19 protein-coding genes are annotated in these 20,928 nt (G+C 53.9%); 7 read left to right on the forward strand and 12 right to left on the reverse strand.

The features are described 5' to 3' along the window. Positions 1–2: 2 nt before the first annotated feature. The 9 genes from FDX09_RS17250 to ttdA form a co-directional block, all read right to left on the reverse strand. A complete protein-coding gene (locus FDX09_RS17250) occupies positions 3–674 on the reverse strand; it encodes an urease accessory protein UreF (RefSeq protein WP_137347604.1) in 672 nt (223 codons plus the stop codon). Then, on the reverse strand, positions 674–1,132 hold the full coding sequence (gene ureE / locus FDX09_RS17255; RefSeq protein ID WP_042311069.1) for an urease accessory protein UreE: 459 nt from the start codon (positions 1,130–1,132) through the stop codon (positions 674–676). The genes FDX09_RS17250 and ureE overlap by 1 nt, the downstream gene beginning before the upstream one ends. 9 nt (positions 1,133–1,141) lie before the next feature. After that, a complete protein-coding gene (ureC, locus tag FDX09_RS17260) occupies positions 1,142–2,845 on the reverse strand; it encodes an urease subunit alpha (protein ID WP_110496800.1) in 1,704 nt (567 codons plus the stop codon). After that, complete coding sequence (locus FDX09_RS17265) at positions 2,838–3,158, reverse strand: urease subunit beta (RefSeq protein WP_137347605.1); 321 nt, start codon at positions 3,156–3,158, stop codon at positions 2,838–2,840. Before FDX09_RS17265 ends, ureC begins: the two co-directional genes overlap by 8 nt. Before the next feature lie 9 nt (positions 3,159–3,167). Then, on the reverse strand, positions 3,168–3,470 hold the full coding sequence (locus FDX09_RS17270) for an urease subunit gamma (protein WP_137347606.1): 303 nt from the start codon (positions 3,468–3,470) through the stop codon (positions 3,168–3,170). 10 nt (positions 3,471–3,480) lie between these two features. Further along, complete coding sequence (locus tag FDX09_RS17275; RefSeq protein WP_212733573.1) at positions 3,481–4,305, reverse strand: urease accessory protein UreD; 825 nt, start codon at positions 4,303–4,305, stop codon at positions 3,481–3,483. 123 nt (positions 4,306–4,428) lie between these two features. Continuing rightward, entirely contained in the window at positions 4,429–5,892 is a 1,464-nt protein-coding gene (locus FDX09_RS17280) for an anion permease (RefSeq protein WP_042311057.1), read from the reverse strand. Between the two features lie 48 nt (positions 5,893–5,940). Beyond that, on the reverse strand, positions 5,941–6,546 hold the full coding sequence (gene ttdB / locus FDX09_RS17285; RefSeq protein WP_006688017.1) for a L(+)-tartrate dehydratase subunit beta: 606 nt from the start codon (positions 6,544–6,546) through the stop codon (positions 5,941–5,943). Then, positions 6,543–7,451: a L(+)-tartrate dehydratase subunit alpha gene (ttdA, locus tag FDX09_RS17290; protein ID WP_038633966.1), complete on the reverse strand. Its 909-nt coding sequence runs from the start codon at positions 7,449–7,451 to the stop codon at positions 6,543–6,545. The genes ttdB and ttdA overlap by 4 nt, the downstream gene beginning before the upstream one ends. A 212-nt stretch (positions 7,452–7,663) precedes the next feature. Here ttdA and FDX09_RS17295 point away from each other — a divergent pair, with 212 nt between their 5' ends. Further along, positions 7,664–8,596: a LysR family transcriptional regulator gene (locus tag FDX09_RS17295; RefSeq protein WP_137347608.1), complete on the forward strand. Its 933-nt coding sequence runs from the start codon at positions 7,664–7,666 to the stop codon at positions 8,594–8,596. A gap of 47 nt (positions 8,597–8,643) precedes the next feature. On the opposite strand, the gene plsY is transcribed toward FDX09_RS17295, so the two are convergent. Further along, positions 8,644–9,261 carry a glycerol-3-phosphate 1-O-acyltransferase PlsY gene (gene plsY, locus FDX09_RS17300; protein WP_003828443.1) on the reverse strand — a complete coding sequence of 206 codons (618 nt, stop codon included), beginning with the start codon at positions 9,259–9,261 and terminating at the stop codon, positions 8,644–8,646. A gap of 106 nt (positions 9,262–9,367) precedes the next feature. Here plsY and folB point away from each other — a divergent pair, with 106 nt between their 5' ends. From folB to FDX09_RS17315, 3 genes are all read left to right on the forward strand, one after another. Next, complete coding sequence (gene folB / locus FDX09_RS17305; protein ID WP_038633959.1) at positions 9,368–9,736, forward strand: bifunctional dihydroneopterin aldolase/7,8-dihydroneopterin epimerase; 369 nt, start codon at positions 9,368–9,370, stop codon at positions 9,734–9,736. Between the two features lie 86 nt (positions 9,737–9,822). Beyond that, positions 9,823–10,641 carry an undecaprenyl-diphosphate phosphatase gene (bacA, locus tag FDX09_RS17310; RefSeq protein ID WP_038633957.1) on the forward strand — a complete coding sequence of 273 codons (819 nt, stop codon included), beginning with the start codon at positions 9,823–9,825 and terminating at the stop codon, positions 10,639–10,641. Positions 10,642–10,920: 279 nt separating this feature from the next. Beyond that, positions 10,921–13,011, forward strand: a complete 2,091-nt coding sequence (locus FDX09_RS17315) for a glycosyl hydrolase family 18 protein (RefSeq protein ID WP_137347609.1) — start codon at positions 10,921–10,923, stop codon at positions 13,009–13,011. Between the two features lie 48 nt (positions 13,012–13,059). Here the strand turns inward: FDX09_RS17315 and FDX09_RS17320 are convergent, their stop codons facing one another. After that, the gene (locus FDX09_RS17320) at positions 13,060–14,292 is read right to left on the reverse strand and encodes a multifunctional CCA addition/repair protein (RefSeq protein ID WP_137347610.1); all 1,233 of its coding nucleotides are present in this window, start codon (positions 14,290–14,292) and stop codon (positions 13,060–13,062) included. Between the two features lie 62 nt (positions 14,293–14,354). Continuing rightward, a complete protein-coding gene (locus tag FDX09_RS17325) occupies positions 14,355–14,975 on the reverse strand; it encodes a TIGR04211 family SH3 domain-containing protein (RefSeq protein ID WP_038633948.1) in 621 nt (206 codons plus the stop codon). 242 nt (positions 14,976–15,217) lie between these two features. Here FDX09_RS17325 and FDX09_RS17330 point away from each other — a divergent pair, with 242 nt between their 5' ends. Genes FDX09_RS17330 through hldE form a run of 3 tightly spaced genes read left to right on the forward strand, consistent with a single transcriptional unit; the run spans position 15,218 to position 20,900 of the window. Beyond that, complete coding sequence (locus FDX09_RS17330) at positions 15,218–16,519, forward strand: inorganic triphosphatase (RefSeq protein WP_038633946.1); 1,302 nt, start codon at positions 15,218–15,220, stop codon at positions 16,517–16,519. 47 nt (positions 16,520–16,566) lie between these two features. Beyond that, complete coding sequence (gene glnE / locus FDX09_RS17335; RefSeq protein ID WP_137347611.1) at positions 16,567–19,407, forward strand: bifunctional [glutamate--ammonia ligase]-adenylyl-L-tyrosine phosphorylase/[glutamate--ammonia-ligase] adenylyltransferase; 2,841 nt, start codon at positions 16,567–16,569, stop codon at positions 19,405–19,407. A 59-nt stretch (positions 19,408–19,466) separates the two neighbouring features. Continuing rightward, on the forward strand, positions 19,467–20,900 hold the full coding sequence (hldE, locus tag FDX09_RS17340; RefSeq protein ID WP_038633941.1) for a bifunctional D-glycero-beta-D-manno-heptose-7-phosphate kinase/D-glycero-beta-D-manno-heptose 1-phosphate adenylyltransferase HldE: 1,434 nt from the start codon (positions 19,467–19,469) through the stop codon (positions 20,898–20,900). Positions 20,901–20,928: the final 28 nt, after the last annotated feature.

The following is a 20,928-nucleotide window of genomic DNA, read 5'->3' on the forward strand; positions in this document are numbered from 1 at the left end:
CCTCAGGAACGGAATAAGCGGGAATATTGGGTTTCATGCCGGGCAGACGCGATGGCGGCTAACGGCGTTGCGGATCCGAGGCTGGCGTCAGGACACGCCAGCGCTTGTGCCACACCTTGCGCGTAACGATCGCCAAGCGAAATAATCAACCGCTGCGCCGCCTGCTGGCCAAAGGGAACCAGTTTGACACCTGCCATCACTGCGCTCTCAATCCAGCTGTAGCCGAGGCTTAATGCCAGATTCGTCAGGGGGATTTTCCAGCGTACGCCCAGCCAGGCCATGCCGCACAGCTGGCTGTCGGCAAAGAGCGTGCGCCATTCCCGGGAACAGTCTGGTTCCCAGTCGGTGACCAGCCGCGTAAAGGCGATGCCCCGGCTGCGTTCTTCATCCCGCAGTTCGCGGGTTTCCCGACAGGCCAGCAGGTAAGCGGTCCAGCGGCGCGCGACGGCGAGATCGTCCTGCTCACAGGCGCGATACAATCTCGCCAGCAGCGGTAAGTCGACGGTAAAAAAGTTGTGCTCCATCTGCTGAATTTGCCAGTCAGAGAAGTCATCGACGCTTTTCACCCAGCCGATTTCCACCGCCCACTCCAGACCCTGAGACCAGGTAAACGATCCCACCGGGAGACTGCTGCTGGCGAGCTGCATCAGGCGCAGCTGTTGGGTGCTATGCATCAGTGCGCATGGCCGTGATGATGCCCGTGTGACTCGCTCGCATAGGCACCCGCTTCCGGCTCAAACGGCAACTGGGCAAACGCCACCTCGAGGTTGAACTGGCGCAGCATATCGTCCAGCACATGATCGTGGTGGTAGCGCAGCTCATCGGGCAGGATCTGCAACGGTACGTGGCGATTACCAAGGTGGTAACAGGCTTTGGCGAGCAAAAAAGGGTCGGCGCAGCGCACGACGGAAACCGACTCCGGCGCGGCGATCACTTCGATCACCTCGCGGCCATCGTCGGTAGTCAGCAGATCGCCGCCGCGTAACAGTAAACCGCGCGGTAGCATTAAGCCGGCTTCGCGGCCATCGCTCAGCGCCACTCTGGCGCGGCTTTTTACCCGAACATCAATGGGTAGCGTGACGCTTGCGGTGACGCGGTGGGCGTGGTCAAGGCGTTGGGTCAGGTAGATCATCCTCACTCCTTAAAACAGGAAATAGCGTTGCGCCATCGGCAAAACGTCTGCCGGGTCGCTGGTAATAAGTTCACCATCAATGCGTACCTCGTAGGTCTGGGCATCGACGGTGATATTGGGCTGCAGAGCGTTGTGGATCATGTCAGCCTTTTTTACCGTCCGGCAGCCTTTGACGACGGCGATAGCGCTTTGCAAATTAAGTTGCTGCGGGACGTTTTGCGCGTCGGCAGCCTGTGAAATAAAGGTTAGACGGGTGTGATGCCGCGCTGCGCCAAGCGCGCCGAACATCATGCGGTAATGCACCGGCTGCGGGGTAGGGATTGAGGCGTTGATATCACCCATCGGCGCGCAGGCGATCATCCCGCCCTTCACGATGGTCGCCGGTTTTACGCCAAAAAAGGCCGGCGACCACAGCACCAGGTCGGCCAGTTTACCGGGCTCAACCGAGCCGACTTCGTGGGCGATACCGTGGGTCAACGCCGGATTGATGGTGTACTTGGCGATGTAGCGTTTAACACGCTGATTGTCGTTGTCGCCGATTTCTTCTGCCAGCGGACCACGCTGAACCTTCATGCGGTGCGCCACCTGCCAGGTACGTAGGATCACTTCGCCCACGCGCCCCATTGCCTGTGAATCGGACGAGGTCAGGGAAAACGCGCCAATATCATGCAGCACATCCTCGGCAGCGATCGTTTCCCGGCGAATGCGCGATTCGGCGAAGGCGACGTCTTCAGCGATATCTGGATCGAGATGGTGGCAGACCATCAGCATGTCGAGATGCTCGTCGATGGTGTTGACGGTATAAGGCAGCGTCGGGTTGGTGGAGGAGGGCAAAATATTCGGATGTGCGCAGGCGGTGATGATATCCGGCGCATGGCCGCCACCTGCGCCTTCGGTATGGAAAGTATGAATGGTGCGATCGCCGATCGCTGCCAGCGTATCCTCAACAAAACCGGACTCATTGAGCGTGTCGCTGTGCAGCGCTACCTGGATGTCCATTTCGTCGGCCACGGTCAGCGCACAGTCGATAGCGGCAGGCGTGGCGCCCCAGTCTTCGTGGATCTTCAGGCCAATGGCGCCGGCAGTGATTTGCTCGCGCAGGGCGTCAGGGTTTGAACCATTGCCTTTGCCCAGCAAACCGATGTTAACCGGCAACGTGTCTGCCGCCTGCAGCATGCGGGCGATGTACCACGGGCCCGGCGTGCAGGTGGTGGCATTGGTGCCTGCGGCCGGACCAGTACCGCCGCCGATCATCGTCGTCACGCCTGAAACCAGCGCTTCTTGCGCCTGCTGCGGGCAGATCCAGTGAATATGCGTATCCACGCCGCCCGCGGTGACGATCTTGCCTTCTCCGGCGATGACTTCTGTTCCTACGCCTATCGGGATTGTGACATTGGGCTGAATATCGGGATTACCCGCTTTGCCGATGGCGAAGATCCTGCCGTCTTTGATGCCGATATCCGCTTTGACGATCCCCCAGTGATCAACGATCAGTGCATTGGTTATCACCAGATCCACACACGCCTGGGCGCGCATTTGTCCCTGTCCCATACCGTCGCGGATCACTTTTCCGCCGCCGAATTTGACCTCTTCGCCGTAGGTGGTGAAGTCTTTTTCTACCTCGATCCACAAGTCAGTATCCGCCAGACGTACTTTATCGCCGGTGGTTGGGCCAAACATGTCGGCGTACGCCTGGCGGGAAATGTTACTCATTATCTGCCTCCAGCGCGCCCATCACTTCACTGCGAAAACCCACCATCCTTTGTGCGCCAGCGACGCGCACCAGTTCGACTTCGCGCTTTTGCCCCGGTTCAAAACGTACCGCTGTACCTGCGGCAATGTTAAGACGAAAGCCCCGCGTAGCTGCCCTGTCAAAGCGCAGCGCCGGGTTCACCTCGTGAAAGTGATAGTGCGATCCCACCTGGATGGGTCTGTCACCGTGATTCTCCACTACGATCGTGCAGGTTTCGCGCCCCTGATTGATCGCAATGTTGCCTGCTGAGATCTGATACTCACCTGGGATCATTGCCGCTCCTTAGACGATCGGGTTGTGGACGGTGACCAGTTTCGAACCGTCCGGGAATGTGGCTTCAACCTGAATATCCGGGATCATCTCTGGTACGCCTTCCATCACCTGATCGCGGCGCAGCACGTGACGCCCGTTTTCCATCAGCACGGCCACGGTTTGCCCGTCGCGCGCCCCTTCCATGATGAAAGCGCTAATCAGCGCCACTGATTCCGGGTAATTCAGCTTCAGCCCGCGGGCCAGGCGACGTTCTGCCACCAGCGCGGCGGTAAACAGCAACAGCTTGTCTTTTTCTCTGGGGGTCAGTTCCATAATGGGCCTCTTAGGTTTGCCAGATTCGCGGTAGCATGGGCGCTTTGTGTGTCAGCAGCGGGCGCAGAAATTGCCAGATGTCACGCATAACGCGCTGAACAATCAGGTTGTCGTTCGCCAGAAAGCGGATTGTCAGCAGCGAGTCGTTAAGCGTTGCCCCGGCATAATCCCCCAATGGCGTAAGCCGCTCGCGCGTTCCCTCCAGCATGTGTTCGTTGGCCGGGTAACACAGCAACGTACCAATCCAGGGATGATGTGCGACGCCGCTCAGATTCCCTGCCTGCACCTGCAAACGCTCTATCAGTAGCGGTTGCCCATCCCGCCACACTTCCAGACGGTTTTGTAGCGTGCCGTGGCTGAACGTTTCCTGCATGACAGGGCGTCCGAGACACAGCAGATCCCAGGCCAGCAAATGGCTTGCGGACGTCAGATGAAATACGGACTGGATGGTGGCATTAGCGCCGGGAAAGAAGATCGTATCCTGCGGCAGCCACTCCAGCGTGGCGTGCGGGGCGAGCGTGAAATGCTGGCGTAGCAACGCCTGCGGCCCACGGCTGCGATAAAATTTTCCCGCGCCGGGCTGAGTGATTAACGCATGGCTGTTTTCATCGAGTGATACGGAAATATGTAGCTCATCCCCGCCGACGATCCCGCCAGGTGGATGAAGCAAATAGAGGTGACATACCTCTTCTTCGGGATAAAACGGACGTTGAACCGTCAAAGGTCCATAGTGACGCGCCGAGGCGAGCACCGTTTTGTGCCCGGTGCGGGTAAAGTGCAGATCCAGTTCGGCCTGCCAGCCTCGTGTGAGTGTCTCGTGCGCCAGCGTGTCCAGAGCGTTTCCCTTATCAGCATGAGGGTGTTTGCGTACAAAAAAGTATGCCTCAGCGCATCGGGAAATCGATCATATGAGAAGCTTATGGATAAAGGGGCGACAAGACGTCGCCCCAATGGGATTTTACAGTAAAACGAGAGGCATCCAGACCAGACCGGTGATCACCAGCAGCACGAGGAAAATCAGGCCAAAAATAGCGCCCAGCCGCCAGTAGTCAACCGTTGGCAAATAGCCGCTGCCGTAGTAGATAGGGCTTGGGCCGGTGGCGTAGGGAGTCAGAATACTGCCCAGGCCAATAGCGGCGCCGACCATCAGACAGAAGACCGGCAACGGGATTTCCGGCATCGCCAGCGCGGCGGCGATCATCATTGGCGCAAGGGCGGAGGTATACGCCGTGGCGCTGGCAAAGAAGTAGCGCAGTAAATAAAAGACCACGATGAGCGCCACCATCACCATGATCGGTGAATAGCCGCTCAGCCCGTTTGCCAGCAGCTTGCCGAACCAGGTAATAAAACCGGTGTTATTCAGCCCGGTCGCCAGGGTTATTAACGAGGCCAGCCAGAAAAAGACGTTCCATGCGGCTTTATTACTAACGATGTCATCCCAACTGATGATGCGCAGTACCAGCATCAATGCCACCACGCTGTAACCGACCATTGCGGCGTCAATATAATCGCCACCGAAGATCCACAACACCAGCGCGCCGACCATCAGCCCGAGCATCTTTTTCTCACGTGCGCAGAGCGGTCCCATCGCTTTTAATTCTGTATCCGCCCAGCGCGGCACCTGATCGCCGGATTTCAGCACCGGCGGGTACAACACATATGCCAGCCAGGGCACGATCAGCACCAGTAAAATGCTCAGCGGCAGCATACCCAAGAACCAGTCGCCCCAACTGAGTGCCGTATGAGATGCGCCTTTCATCAGGCCGATCAGCAGCAGGTTCGGCGCCATCGCCGTTAAGAAAATCGCGCTGGTGACGCAGTCGGCGACAATGCCCATCCACATGATGTAGGAGCCAATAGAACGTGAACTGGCGTCATTGGGCTGTGAGTTATACAGCGGCGGCAGGTTGCGGATAATCGGGTAGATTATCCCGGCCCCGCGCGCGGAGTTGGAAGGCGTGACGGGGGCGAGGATAAGCTCGGAGAACATCACCGCGTAACCGAGGAATAACGTCCGGTGCCCCATCTTTTTCACTAACATCAGCGCGATACGCCGACCGAGACCGGTTTTCTCATAGCCGGTACCAAACATAAAGGCCGCGAAAATCAGCCAGATCACCGAGTTAGAAAAGCCAGAAACGGCCCACGACAGCGATTTGGCGGTAAATTTAAAACCGTCCTGCGCGAGTTGTTCCGGGCTGAACAGGATCCACGGTGAAAGTACGGCGATGATCGAAATACCAATCATCGCTACGACCGCGCCGGGTACAGGTTCCAGAATGAGCCCCACAATCACACCGGTAAAGACGGCAAAATAGAGCCAGGTGTGGCTCTCAAGACCGGTGGGGACGGGTAAAACAGCAATAATGGCGATGACCACCAGCGGAGCCAGGTATCGCCACCAACCAGCTAAAGGTGCCATTGTGATATCCCTGCGAAAGGGGAGAGGCTCTGTGCCTCTCCGGAAGGGTTATTTGATGTAGTGCACGTGCTCGCAAATCTCTTCCACGATGGGATCGCGGCGTTCAGCGAACAGCTTTTTGTTTTCGGCGATCAGGTTGTTGCCGTGGGTGTCGATGGACACAATCAGCGGGCCGAACTCTTTGACCCGACATACCCACAAGGATTCCGGCATGCCCAGCTCCGTCCAGTGCACTTCTTCAATCTCTTCAACCTGAGTGGCCGCCAGTACGGCGCAACCTGCCGGGAAGATCACATGCAGCGCTTTGAACTGCTTGCAGCCTTCTTCTGTCAACGGTCCCATACCGCCTTTTCCGACCACCAGCTTGACGCCGGTCTGCTCGATAAACTCTTTCTCAAAAGCTTCCATACGCATACTGGTGGTTGGACCGACGGAGACCATCTCCCATTTATCACCGTTCTTACGCACGATTGGGCCTGCGTGGAAAATAGCCTTGCCGTTCAGATCATAAGGAATTGGGCGCTTCAGTTCGATCAGGCGACGGTGGCACACGTCGCGGCAGGTCACCAGCGTACCGCTCAGGTAAATGACATCGCCAACGCGAATATCTTCCAGATCTTCGGCTTTAATCGGGGTGGTGAGGATCTTTTTCATAACGCGCTCCGGGTGTGAGACAGATTTTCGAAGGAGAGATCAGCATGAACCAACAGCGTGCCGCGACGGTGCGCCCAGCAGCCGGTGGAAACAGCAACGCCGATAGTCGACGGGTGGCGCGCGGCGGATTCGATATGCACGCCCATCACGGAGCTATTGCCGGTCAACCCCTGCGGACCAATACCCAGGCGGTTAAGTCCTTCTTCCAGACGCAGTTCCAGTTCGGCCGCTTTTGGATTGGGATGACGTGAGCCGATAGGACGCAGCACCGCTTTACGGGAGAGCACTGCGGCAGTTTCTACTGAGGTGGCAATGCCTACGCCCACCAGCACCGGCGGGCAGGCGTTAACGGCCAACGTGGAGATATTTTCGAAGACAAATTTCACTACGCCTTCGTAGCCTTCTGAAGGCATTAACACTTTCGAGCGTCCTGGCAGGGTACAGCCGCCGCCTGCCATGTAGACTTCGATTTCCGCGTCATCATTATCAGGAATGATGTCCCAGGTAACCCACGGTACACCGGTGCCGGTATTTTTGCCGGTATTCACTTCGTCAAAAATCTCTACCGCGTTATGGCGCAGCGGCGCTTTGACCGTGGCGTCTTCAACGGCTTGTTTCAGGATGCTTTGCAGCTCACCCAACAGCGGAAAACGGGAACCGACCTTTACAAAGAACATAATCTCGCCGGTGTCCTGGCAGGCCGGACGGTTCAGATCAATCGCCTTCTGCATGTTGTCAAACATGGTGTGGTAGATGATTTTACCCATCGGCGAGTCTTCGCCTTCCCGCAGCTGTTTTAATTTATCCACCACGTCGTCGGGCATACGGGTAGAAATCATGGCGGTAAAGTTCGCGACAATGTTTGTCAGCGTATTTATCGCATTTTGGTTATTTTGATTGCTCATCTTGTAAACTCCAGTTCTTTTATTTTCTGGAAATAAATTCTCCGCCACAAACTATCACTAAAAGTGTGGTTTTATATTATTTGCCACTGTGAATATCCAATTAACAGTTCGTGAATGATGTCCAGGTAAGGCAATAAAAATTGCGCAAAGGCAGGGTTTAATACGCGTGAGGGAATTACACTGCGGTTAACAACATTACGGATATACCGACCATGCTGAACACGTATCCCCTGGCGAAAGACCTGCAGGTGCTGGTTGAAATTGTTCATAGCGGCAGCTTTAGCGCCGCTGCCGCCACGCTGGGGCAGACGCCTGCGTTTGTGACAAAACGTATTCAAATTCTCGAATCCACGCTGGGGACGACGTTGCTTAACCGCTCTGCGCGCGGCGTGGCGTTAACGGAAAGTGGTCAACGTTGCTATGAACATGCGCAGGCGATCCTCGCGGGCTACCAGCATCTGGTTGATGACGTCACGCAAATCAAAACGCGCCCGGCGGGGATGATTCGTATCGGCTGTAGCTTTGGCTTTGGGCGCAGCTATATTGCGCCGGCCATTACCGAACTGATGCATAGTTATCCTGAGTTACAGGTGCATTTTGAGCTTTACGATCGGCAAATTGATTTGGCGCAGGATAATATCGATTTAGATATTCGTATTAATGATGAAATCCCTGATTATTATATTGCGCATTTGTTAACGAAAAACAAAAGAATATTGTGTGCGGCCCCGACCTATTTACAAAAATATGGCGAGCCGATGACGCTACAGGAATTAAGTCGGCACGATTGTCTGGTCACCAAAGAACGCGATATGACCCACGGAGTGTGGGAGCTGGATAACGGTCAGGAGAAAAAATCGGTCAAGGTAGCCGGGCATCTTTCATCGAACAGCGGTGAGATTGTGTTGCAGTGGGCGCTGCAGGGAAAAGGGATCATGTTGCGTTCCGAATGGGACGTACAACCGTTTCTGGCAAGCGGTGAACTGGTGCGTGTACTTCCGGACTATGCACAGAGCGCCAATATCTGGGCGGTTTATCAGGAGCCGCTGTATCGCAGCGTGAAGCTTCGCGTGTGCGTGGAGTTTCTGGCGACGTGGTGCCAGAACAGATTAGGCAAGCCAGTGGAAGGGTATCAAATCCCGTAGGTTGCAGGCCGGATAAGACGCTTTAGCGCCGCCATCCGGCAGTACCGTCACTCAGGATCTCTTTCGCGTTTTTTCTTCAGTTTGGTCCAGATCTTCGGCTCCTGACGGCGCCACAGACGCTGAATGTTGTCATGGTGACGTAGCAGAATTAAGCACGACAACATGGAAACCGGGAAAGTGAACTGGGGATTAAACCACCAGACATAAAAGGGAGCGATCAGCGCGCTGACGATAGCGCCCAACGACGAATAGCCGCTGAGCAAGACGGTCAGCAGCCAGGTTCCCGCCATTACGCCCGTTAAGTCCCAACCAATTGGCGCAATTGCGCCAAAGGCGGTGGCAACGCCTTTCCCACCCTTAAAGCCGAAGAATACCGGCCAGATGTGTCCCAGACAGGCAGCGATCGCTATCAATCCCAGCCAGAAGGGGCTGACGCCTAGCGCATAGGCGCCCCAGACGGGTAACATGCCTTTCAGTACGTCGAAAATCAGTACGGCGACGGCGGCTCCCTTACCACCGATGCGCAGCACGTTTGTCGCGCCCGGATTGCCGGAGCCGCTGTCACGCGGGTCCGGCAATCCAGCGAGGCGGCATACCAGAATGGCACTGGAAATAGAGCCGCAGAGGTACGCGAAGATAATCATTCCAGGCGCGATTGCACTCATAAGCTGTTCCGTTTTGAAAATGTCGTGTAAAACGCTACTTCTATGGATAATACGCATATTTCGCCGGAAGTGGTATCCGGGTTAGTCAAAAAGCAGGCGGGTCGTGATGGATATTGTATTTATAGAGCAACTTTCAGTAATCACCACTATCGGTGTTTACGACTGGGAACAAACGATCGAGCAAAAATTGGTGTTCGATATCGAAATGGCATGGGATAACCGTAAATCGGCTAAAAGCGATGATGTCGCAGATTGCCTGAGCTATGCTGATATTGCTCAAACGGTTGTTAATCATGTGGAAGGCGGACGTTTTGCGCTGGTAGAGCGCGTAGCGGAAGAGGTGGCGGACCTCCTGCTGAGTCGCTTTAATTCCCCATGGGTGCGTATCAAACTCAGTAAGCCTGGCGCGGTGGCGCGTGCGGCAAACGTCGGGGTTATCATTGAGCGTGGCAATAATCTGAAAGAAAATAATTAATTTAATAATTTCTAAAACAAACAGGTATAAAAGGGTCCTTTCGTCGGCTCTTTTTTGCCGTGGTTTCTTTATGTAGGGGTTTATTGATGAGTGATATGCACTCGCTGCTGGTGGCGGCAATTTTGGGTGTGGTCGAAGGTTTGACGGAGTTTTTACCCGTTTCCAGTACCGGCCATATGATTATTGTTGGCCACCTGTTGGGTTTTGAGGGTGATACCGCAAAAACATTTGAAGTGGTGATCCAACTGGGCTCTATTCTGGCCGTCGTGGTGATGTTCTGGCGACGTCTGTTTGGCCTGATTGGCATTCACTTTGGCAAAGCCCCACACGAAGGTACTGGCAAAGGTCGGTTGACGCTGGGCCATATCCTGCTCGGGATGATTCCGGCCGTTGTCCTGGGACTGGTTTTCCACGATACCATCAAATCGCTGTTTAACCCGATCAACGTGATGTATGCGCTGGTGGTAGGGGGCCTGCTGCTGATAGCCGCAGAATGCCTGAAGCCGAAAGAGCCGCGTGCGCCGGGGCTGGATGATATGACCTATCGCCAGGCGTTTATGATCGGTTGTTTCCAGTGTCTGGCGTTGTGGCCGGGTTTTTCCCGCTCCGGGGCGACGATTTCTGGCGGTATGCTGATGGGGGTGAGTCGTTATGCGGCATCTGAGTTTTCTTTCCTGCTGGCGGTGCCGATGATGATGGGCGCGACCGCCCTGGATCTCTACAAGAGCTGGTCTTTCCTCAGCGCGTCAGATATTCCGATGTTTGCAGTCGGTTTCGTGACAGCGTTTATCGTGGCGCTGGTGGCGATCAAAACCTTCCTGCAACTGATTAAACGCATCTCGTTTATTCCTTTTGCGATTTACCGCTTTATTGTGGCGGCCGCCGTTTACGTCGTGTTCTTCTGAATAATTTGATGAAAACATCCTGTTTTTTTACAGGATGTTTTTATTTCCACAAATTAATAATTCGCTTCAATTAATATACTGCATATGATTGTTGTGCCTGCATGCTATGGTACTGATGATTTATATGGGAAATTAATTCATCACTTTAGTCTTATTTTTAATTAAACACTGCATAAAGAGTTGTATGCTTTATTTGCTTTGTTAAATAATGTGACTGCAGCAAAGTTAAATTTACATATATTTGTTTCTTAAATGGATGGCGTTTGAATGGAGTAAGTTATGAAATTAAACAAGATTGCACAGTCAGTTATTTTTGCCGCCATAGGGGTTCCTTTCCTGGCATCTGCGGCTTCTGTTACGCATAACGATGATACCAATAGTTTTTCTGGCCTTGATGCCTGGATGATGATTTCGAAAGATTTGGGAAATACCTGGGAAGCCTATACTGACGAAAGTCAGAATAACTTTCCGGGTTCAACCTATGGAATTATTGCCGCCAAAGATGAGCTTGCTATTATATCTCAGCCTTATGATCCAAACTCTACCTATAGAGGTGGAGAGAAAGTTCGCTTCCTGGGCTATTACTGGACGGCGCAATGGTGGGTTGATCAAGGGGTTAGTCCTTCCACGGATTCTGTATGGAAAAAGGGCGATAAAGTCAATTTTAACATTTACTCAGAATTTCAGTTTACCCCTTATACAGGGCAGAAAGCGGAAGAACTGCAAAATAGTGAGAAGAAAAGGGTTAAATCACAGCGCAAAGTGATTGGCTATTTTCCTGAATGGGGGGTTTACGAGGCGCATAATTACTTTACCCCCGATAAGGTGAACTATAAGGGCCTGAGCCATCTTAACTATGGTTTTGCCGTAGTTAAAAACGGTGTAGTGACGATGCATGATACTACGCAGGCGCCTAATTTAATGCGTGAGCTTGACAAGCTTACAGAAAAAAATAATGTCACGTTTATGCTTTCTGTTGGTGGTTGGGATAACTCACAGGAAGGCGTGTTTGAAGCGGCAACTCGCACAGATGAAGGCGTTGAGAAGTTGGCGAACAGCATGGTCGATTATGTCCATGCATGGAATTTTGATGGTCTGGATATTGACTGGGAGTATCCGGACAACGACAGCGAAAAAGCGCAGTTTACTAAACTTATCAAATCATTACGCGCCAAACTTGATGAGCAGGGGCGCAAAGACGATAAGTACTATCAACTTTCTGCCGCTGTCACAACCAACCATAACAATGTGGCTTATATTAACCCGGCTGTCACCGCAGATTACCTCGACAGTATCAACGTGATGGCATACGACATTCACGGCGCTTTTGATGCAAAAACGGGCCACAATGCTCCGCTTTTCGCCAATCAAAAAGATGACGATCAGAAGTTGAATGTCTCCTCTGCGATGAGTGAATATGCGGATGTTTGGCAGATTCCTAAAGAAAAATTAATGATGGGCGTTCCATATTACGGAAGAGGATGGGGATCTGTTCCTGCTACACAAATTGAAGCGGGACTGCCGGGGCTATTCGCGCCGGGTGAGGCGTCTGTAAAAGGCGCATGGGATGATGAGGGGCAATATACTGGCACCAACCCGTGGTATGTTCTGAAAGAAAAACTAGCCAGTGGCGAATACAAACGGTATTGGGATCCGCAGTCACATGTTCCTTATTTATATAGCGTAGGCAGTCAGGAGTTTTTAACCTATGATGATCCGCAATCTATTCGTGAAAAAGTAGATTACATCAACCAGCAAGGATTTGGTGGTGCGATTATCTGGGATATCAGTGGCGATACGGCAGATTATGAGTTAGGGAATATTGTTGATGATATTCTGACTACCTCAGTTGCAAAAGAGAAAGGTGCAACGCTCTACACTGATATAAATTATCTGGGTGATGATATTCAGACTAATGATGATATTTCATGTTTAGCCGATGTTAAATCCGCAACAGGCAAAAAAATGAATGACACTATCTCTTCAGTAAAAATTGCTGAGGGTAGTTTGGGTGTGAATGCTTTTACAAACTGTAATTATTCGGGGACAAAAATAGCGCTTCTGGAAAGTAACTCCGCGCTGAGTAGTGGCAATAATGCGATATCATCCGTAAAAATTATCAAGGCAATTGCTTACGAGGACTACGGACTGGAAGGGCGTTCTCTTGTTATGGATGGTGACATTAAGGATCTGTCAACTTACAGCCTCAATGATGCGCTATCTTCAATTCAGGTCGCTCAGGGTTACAAAGCGCGGCTATATGCAAACGGGAATTATAAAGGCAATTATATCGATATCACGGCCGGCAGTGCCGCAATACGTGATGGCTTTAATGATAAAGTTTCTTCTATTCAATTTATCAAAGAATAATTCTGTCTGATAAGAGCTCAACTTGCCCCTTTACAGGGGCAAGTTTTTTTAACCGATCGCCTTTTCTTGCTTCCAGGTGGCCACCGCCTCAATACGACGCCGGGTCAATTCCTCGCGAATCGCCTGACCTTTGAATCCTGCCTCAACGACGTCTTTCGTTGGCACCGCCTGCGCAACCTGCCAGGCTTCACGCAACAGCCTGCCTTGCGGATAATCCGCCGCTTCAAAGCCGGTACGCCCACGCACGTCTGCCTCGCTGGTCAGAGCGATTTGCTCCACGCGCTGTGGTTTACGCCAGGCATCGATGGAATCAAACAGCTTAACGATGGTTTTTGGCTGCAGGATTGGGAAGGTATGAATGAGATCGTGGAACTCAGCCACCAGTTTGGCTAAATCACGGATGTCATTTGGTACGCGCAGGCGTTGACACAGTTGCTCGACCAACTTGACGCCCGCCGGACCATGACCGTGATGGCGTGGCCACAGCGCTTTAGGCGTTAATGCTTTGCCAAGATCGTGGCACAACGTGGCAAAGCGCACGTCGACCTCGGGGCTTAACATGGCGGCCATCGACAGCGTCATCAGGGTGTGAATACCGGTATCGATTTCCGGGTGCCACTTCGCGGGTGCTGGAACGCCGAACAGGGCATCAACTTCAGGAAACAGAACGCGCAGCGCACCGCAGTCGCGCAGAACCTTAAAGAACACCTGGGGATTACGGGTAGTTAAGGCGTTTTCCGTTTCTTTCCACACCCGCTCTGACGTCAGATGTTCCAGTTCACCGGCAGCGGTCATGTCGCGCATCAATGTCATGGTTTCGTCAGCGATACGAAAACCGAGGTGCGCATAGCGGGCAGCAAAGCGCGCCACGCGCAGTACGCGCAGCGGATCTTCGCTAAAGGCGGGAGAAACATGGCGCAGCAGACGGTTTTGCAGATCGCTGCCTCCGTTATACGGGTCGATAATCTTCCCGTCGTCATCGCGGGCCATTGCGTTGATGGTCAGGTCGCGACGTTGAAGATCGTCCTCCAGCGTTACATCCGGCGCGGCGTAACAGGTGAATCCGGTATACCCCGAGCCTGATTTACGCTCGGTTCGCGCCAGCGCATACTCTTCCCGGGTTTGCGGATGCAGAAACACGGGAAAATCGCGGCCTACCTGCTGGTAGCCCGCATCGAGCATTTCTTGTGGCGTGGCGCCGACAACGACCCAATCTTTATCTTTAACCGGTAGCCCTATTAACGCATCCCGAACAGCACCACCGACCAGATAAATCTTCACGCCACTTTCCTTTTGAAAAAAATCATCCCTTAATCATATGTCAGTGTGGCGGAGAAGGCGATTCAGTTCATCCAGCGATCTTTGCGTTTACGGCTTGGGATCATGTGCGGCAGAACCAGGCCGAGCAGCAGACCAAGACCCAGCACGCCGCCGCCGTACATAAACCACTGCATGATGATGGTGCGCTGTTTGTCATCAAGCTGCAGGTTGGCTGCGCTCACCTTCTTTTGCGCCACGATAAGTTCGTTTTTCAGCTTCTGATTTTCTTGTTTCAGCCCGTCGATCACGCTGTCGCTTTGCGACACTTTTTGCTGCATATCGGCGGTGCGCTGATTCCACGTAGTATCGATATTATTGAGCTTATCTGTCAGCGTCTTAACCTGGTTTTCCAGATCGGGAACGCGGGTACGCAGGCTTGGCGTACTGTTCAGCTCTTTCAGTGGGATCCAGGCGGTACGTCCGGTGCTGTCTTTCACCTGGGCATAGTTGGTGTTGGCATCGGTCTGTAATAGCGTGACTTCCTCGCCGGCGTTAACCGTACCCACGAGGCGATAATTATCTCCCGGACCGCTGCGGACCCAGGTGTTCAGTTCGTCAGAGACATAGCGCTTTTCTTCGGCATGTGAGACTGCAGTGGCGCTAAGTGCGAGTAAAGTTAATCCAATCAGGCGTAATTTTGGCATCAGGCTGTCGTTATTGTCATAGAAAGTGGAACGATAGTAGTGGCATCAGTGTCTCTACGCAAAGCATTCGACATCAATCGGAATCATCTGTGTCCTTTTTGCCACCACCCGAAACTTTTACGCCCGTCAAATTGCTCGTTGCATGGCAATTTGGCGCAAAATACTATCTACTTGACCATTAAGAACGAACTTAGTTCGCAGTCAGTTTTCTCAACTGTGACATAACCCATAAGTACAAGACCATGGCCCAGGAAATCGAATTAAAATTTATCGTCAATAGTGATGCTGTAGATGCGCTACGTGAGCGTTTGAATACGCTGGGAGGAGAGCATCACGCGCCCAGCCAGTTGCTGAATATCTACTACGAAACGCCGGATGCCTGGTTGCGTGGTCACGATATGGGCCTGCGTATTCGCGGGGAAAACGGTCATTATGAAATGACCATGAAAATTGCCGGACGGGTAACGGGCGGTCTGCATCAGCGACCAGAATATAACGTTGCGCTGAGCACGCCTGAGCTGGATCTCGCCCTGTTTCCCGCTGAAGTCTGGCCTGATGGCAAGCTACCCACGGAACTCGCTTCTCAGGTGCAGCCGCTGTTTAGCACCGATTTTTACCGTGAAAAATGGTGCCTTGATGTTGACGGTAGCCGGATTGAGATAGCCCTCGACCTTGGGGAAGTGAAAGCGGGCGAGTTTGCTGAGCCTATCTGTGAGCTTGAACTGGAACTGCTAAGCGGCGATACCCGTGCGGTATTGAAGCTGGCAAATCAGCTGGTTTCGCAAACCGGTTTACGTCAGGGCAGCCTGAGCAAAGCGGCGCGTGGCTATCATTTGGCTCAGGGGAATGCGCCGCGTGAACTCAAACCGACGCGCATTTTGCGGGTTCCGGCGAAGGCGAGCATCGAGCAAGGTCTGGAAGCGGCGCTGGAGCTGGCATTATCCCAGTGGCAGTACCATGAAGAGCTGTGGGTACGCGGCGTCAAGGGGGCGAAATCCGAGGTACTGGCGGCAATGGACCTGGTGCGCCACATTCTGATGCTGTTTGGCGGTAATGTGCCACGAAAAGCGAGCGCTCACTTACGTGATTTGCTGACCCAGTCGGAAGCAATCATGGCGTCGGACGTTTCTGCCGTTTCGGCGGTTTACAGCACACAAACGGCGATGGCAAAACTGGCGCTGACCGAATGGCTGGTAACCAAAGGATGGCAGCCGTTCCTTGATGCGAAGGCGCAGGGTAAAATTGCCGACTCCTTTAAGCGTTTCTCAGATATTCATCTCTCGCGCCATGCCGCCGAACTGAAAACCGCTTTTGCTCAGCCGCTGGGCGATCGCTATGCCGATCAGCTTCCACGCCTGACGCGCAACATTGATAGCATGCTGATGCTGGCGGGATATTATGACGAAAATGTCGCCTCGGAATGGATCGCCAACTGGCAGGGCCTGCGACACGCCATTGCGGCCAACCAATATATAGAAATCGAACACTTCCGTAATGAGGCAATCGCGCTGGAACCGTTCTGGCTGCACAGCGGAAAACGATAATCAGGACTGAGGCCGCCATCTGGCGCTATTCAAAGGATAACTCATAAATGAAGCAGCTCTCTTCACCGTTACAGCAGTACTGGCCGACCGTTGTTGAGCGGCTGCCAACAGCAATATCTGAGTCCTCGCTTAGCGTGCAGGCGAAGTCAGTGCTTACATTCAGTGATTTTGTTCGCGACAGCCTTATTGCCCATCCTGAATGGCTGGTCGAGCTGGAAAGCGCAGCGCCTCAGGCGGACGAATGGCGACATTATGCCGCCTGGTTACAGCAGGCGTTGACCGACGTCAGCGATGAAAACACGCTGATGCGTGAGCTACGCCTGTTTCGCCGTCGCATTATGGTGCGTATCGCGTGGGCGCAGACGCTGTCGCTGGTGACGGAAGAGAGTATCTTGCAGCAGCTAAGCCATCTGGCTGAAACGCTGATCGTTGCCGCGCGTGACTGGTTATACGCCGCCTGCTGTCGAGAATGGGGAACGCCTTGTAATCCTGAAGGTGTTGCGCAACCGCTGCTGATTTTAGGCATGGGGAAACTGGGCGGCGGCGAGCTGAATTTTTCCTCCGATATCGACCTGATTTTTGCCTGGCCGGAGCACGGCAGTACGCAGGGCGGGCGACGCGAGCTGGATAACGCGCAGTTCTTTACCCGTATGGGCCAGCGGCTCATCAAGGTCCTGGATCAGCCCACAATGGATGGCTTTGTTTATCGGGTGGACATGCGTCTACGCCCATTTGGCGACAGTGGTCCACTGGTGCTGAGCTTCTCCGCGCTGGAGGATTATTACCAGGAACAAGGCCGCGACTGGGAACGTTATGCAATGGTCAAAGCCCGCATTATGGGCGATGCCGATGGCACTTACGTCAATGAACTCCGCGCCATGCTGCGACCGTTTGTCTTCCGTCGTTATATCGATTTCAGCGTGATCCAGTCTCTGCGTAACATGAAAGGGATGATTGCCCGTGAAGTGCGCCGTCGCGGACTGAAGGACAACATTAAGCTGGGGGCGGGCGGTATTCGTGAAATCGAATTTATCGTGCAGGTATTCCAGCTTATTCGCGGCGGACGCGAGCCGTCGCTGCAATCCCGCTCACTGTTACCGACGCTGAGCGCCATCAAGGCGTTAAACCTGTTGCCAGACACCGATGCGGAGCAACTGCGCGCCGCCTATCTCTATTTACGCCGTCTGGAAAACCTGCTGCAAAGTATCAATGATGAACAGACCCAGACGCTGCCGGGTGATGAACTGAATCGTGCGCGGCTGGCGTGGGGAATGAACGTTGATAACTGGCAGCAGTTGACCGATGTGCTGGCGAGCCATATGCACAATGTGCGACGGGTATTTAACGAGCTGATTGGCGATGACGAAGCCGAAACTCAGGAGGAGTCGCTGTCAGAACAGTGGCGCGAACTGTGGCAGGACGCCTTACAGGAAGATGACACCACGCCGGTGCTGACGCATCTGGCGGATGACGATCGGCGACGCGTCCTGTCGCTGATCGCGGATTTCCGCAAAGAGCTGGATAAACGCACCATTGGCCCACGCGGACGCCAGGTGCTGGATCATCTAATGCCGCATCTGCTGAGCGATGTCTGTTCGCGTGACGACGCCTCAGTTCCGCTATCGCGCATTACGCCGCTGCTGGTGGGCATTGTCACCCGTACAACCTATCTGGAGCTGCTGAGCGAATTTCCCGGCGCGCTTAAGCACCTGATTTCACTCTGTGCCGCCTCGCCGATGGTCGCCAGCCAGCTGGCGCGCTATCCGCTGTTGCTCGACGAGCTGTTGGATCCGAACACGCTGTATCAACCCACGGCGACAGATGCCTACCGTGATGAGCTGCGCCAGTATTTACTGCGCGTGCCGGAAGATGACGAAGAGCAACAACTGGAAGCGCTGCGCCAGTTTAAGCAAACCCAGCTGCTACGTATTGCCGCGGCTGATATCGCCGGTACGTTGCCGGTGATGAAGGTGAGCGATCACTTAACCTGGCTGGCGGAAGCTATGATTGATGCGGTAGTACAGCAGGCGTGGACGCAGATGGTCGCTCGCTACGGGCAACCCACCCATCTTGGCGATCGCGAGGGACGCGGTTTTGCCGTGGTCGGCTATGGCAAGCTGGGCGGCTGGGAGTTGGGTTACAGCTCGGATCTCGATCTGATCTTCCTGCACGATTGCCCGATGGATGTAATGACGGACGGCGAACGTGAGATTGACGGGCGACAGTTCTATCTGCGTCTTGCGCAGCGCATTATGCACCTTTTCAGTACCCGTACCTCCTCCGGTATTTTGTATGAAGTGGATGCGCGGCTGCGTCCGTCCGGTGCGGCGGGGATGCTGGTAACATCAGCGGATGCTTTCGCCGATTACCAGCGTAACGAAGCCTGGACATGGGAACATCAGGCGCTGGTGCGCGCGCGCGTAGTATACGGTGACCCCCAGTTGACCTCTCAGTTTGACGCGGTGCGTCGCGATATCATGACCCTCGTCCGCGACGGAAAAACCTTGCAAACCGAGGTGCGCGAAATGCGTGAGAAAATGCGTGCTCATTTGGGCAATAAGCATCGCGATCGTTTTGATATCAAAGCGGACGAAGGCGGCATTACCGATATTGAGTTCATTACGCAATACCTGGTGCTGCGCTATGCCCATGAAAAACCGAAGCTGACGCGTTGGTCGGATAACGTGCGCATTCTGGAATTACTGGCGCAAAATGACATTATGGAAGAGCAGGAGGCGCTGGCGCTTACCCATGCTTATACGACGCTGCGTGATGAACTTCACCATCTTGCCTTGCAGGAGCTTCCGGGCCATGTAGCGCCAGAGTGCTTTGAGGCTGAACGTACGCTGGTGCGCGACAGCTGGCAGAAGTGGCTGGTTGCCGAGTGAAGTGTGCTATTATCGCGCGCAAATTTTAAGACCCTCAGAGAATCTCTCAGGAGACAGGAATGAAAGTAACGCTGCCAGAGTTTGAACGTGCAGGAGTCATGGTTGTCGGTGATGTGATGCTGGATCGCTACTGGTACGGTCCTACCAGCCGTATTTCGCCTGAAGCGCCGGTTCCGGTGGTGAAAGTGGATACCATCGAAGAACGTCCCGGTGGCGCAGCAAACGTGGCGATGAACATTGCCTCCCTGGGAGCGAATTCGCGTCTGGTGGGCCTGACTGGTATTGACGACGCGGCGCGTGCGCTGAGCAAAACGCTGGCGGATGTGAACGTAAAATGTGATTTCGTCTCCGTACCAACCCATCCGACGATTACCAAACTGCGCGTACTTTCCCGTAACCAGCAACTGATTCGCCTGGATTTCGAAGAAGGTTTTGAAGGTGTGGATCCGCAGCCGTTGCACGAGCGTATTAATCAGGCGCTGGGTTCTATCGGCGCGCTGGTGCTCTCTGATTACGCCAAAGGCGCGCTGGCAAGCGTGCAGCAGATGATTGCGCTGGCGCGTAAGGCCGGAGTTCCGGTGCTTATCGATCCGAAAGGAACCGATTTTGAACGCTACCGTGGCGCTACGCTGCTGACGCCGAATCTGTCTGAGTTTGAAGCGGTTGTTGGTAAGTGCAAAAGCGAAGATGAGCTGGTGGAACGCGGCATGAAATTGATTGCTGATTTCGACCTTTCCTCTTTGCTGATCACGCGTTCCGAGCAGGGGATGACGCTGCTGCAACCGGGTAAAGCACCGCTGCATATGCCGACCCAGGCGCAGGAAGTGTATGACGTGACCGGCGCGGGCGATACGGTTATTGGCGTGCTGGCGGCGACGCTGGCGGCGGGTAACTCTCTGGAAGAAGCGTGCTACTTTGCTAACGCTGCAGCCGGTGTTGTCGTAGGTAAACTGGGGACTTCAACCGTTTCTCCCATTGAACTGGAAAACGCCGTGCGCGGTCGGGCAGATACTGGTTTTGGCGTGATGAGCGAATCTGAGCTGAAACAGGCCGTTGCCAGCGCCCGCAAGCGCGGTGAGAAAGTGGTAATGACCAACGGGGTGTTCGACATTTTGCATGCGGGGCACGTCTCCTATCTGGCAAACGCGCGCAAGCTGGGCGATCGCTTGATCGTAGCGGTAAACAGCGATGCTTCGACCAAACGTCTGAAAGGCGAAACGCGTCCGGTCAACCCGCTGGAACAGCGGATGATCGTACTGGGCGCGCTGGAGGCCGTCGACTGGGTGGTCTCTTTTGAAGAAGATACACCGCAGCGTCTGATTGCGGGCATCCTGCCGGATCTGCTGGTAAAAGGCGGCGATTATAAGCCGGAAGATATTGCGGGCAGCAAAGAGGTGTGGGCGAACGGCGGTGAAGTACTGGTGTTGAACTTCGAAGACGGCTGCTCAACGACTAATATCATCAAAAAGATCCAAAAAGACAGCGATAAATAATCGCCGGGAAGTTTGCCGGATGGCGGTG

The organism is Citrobacter sp. wls717 (assembly GCF_005280955.1).
Taxonomy (GTDB): Bacteria; Pseudomonadota; Gammaproteobacteria; order Enterobacterales; family Enterobacteriaceae; genus Citrobacter; species Citrobacter werkmanii.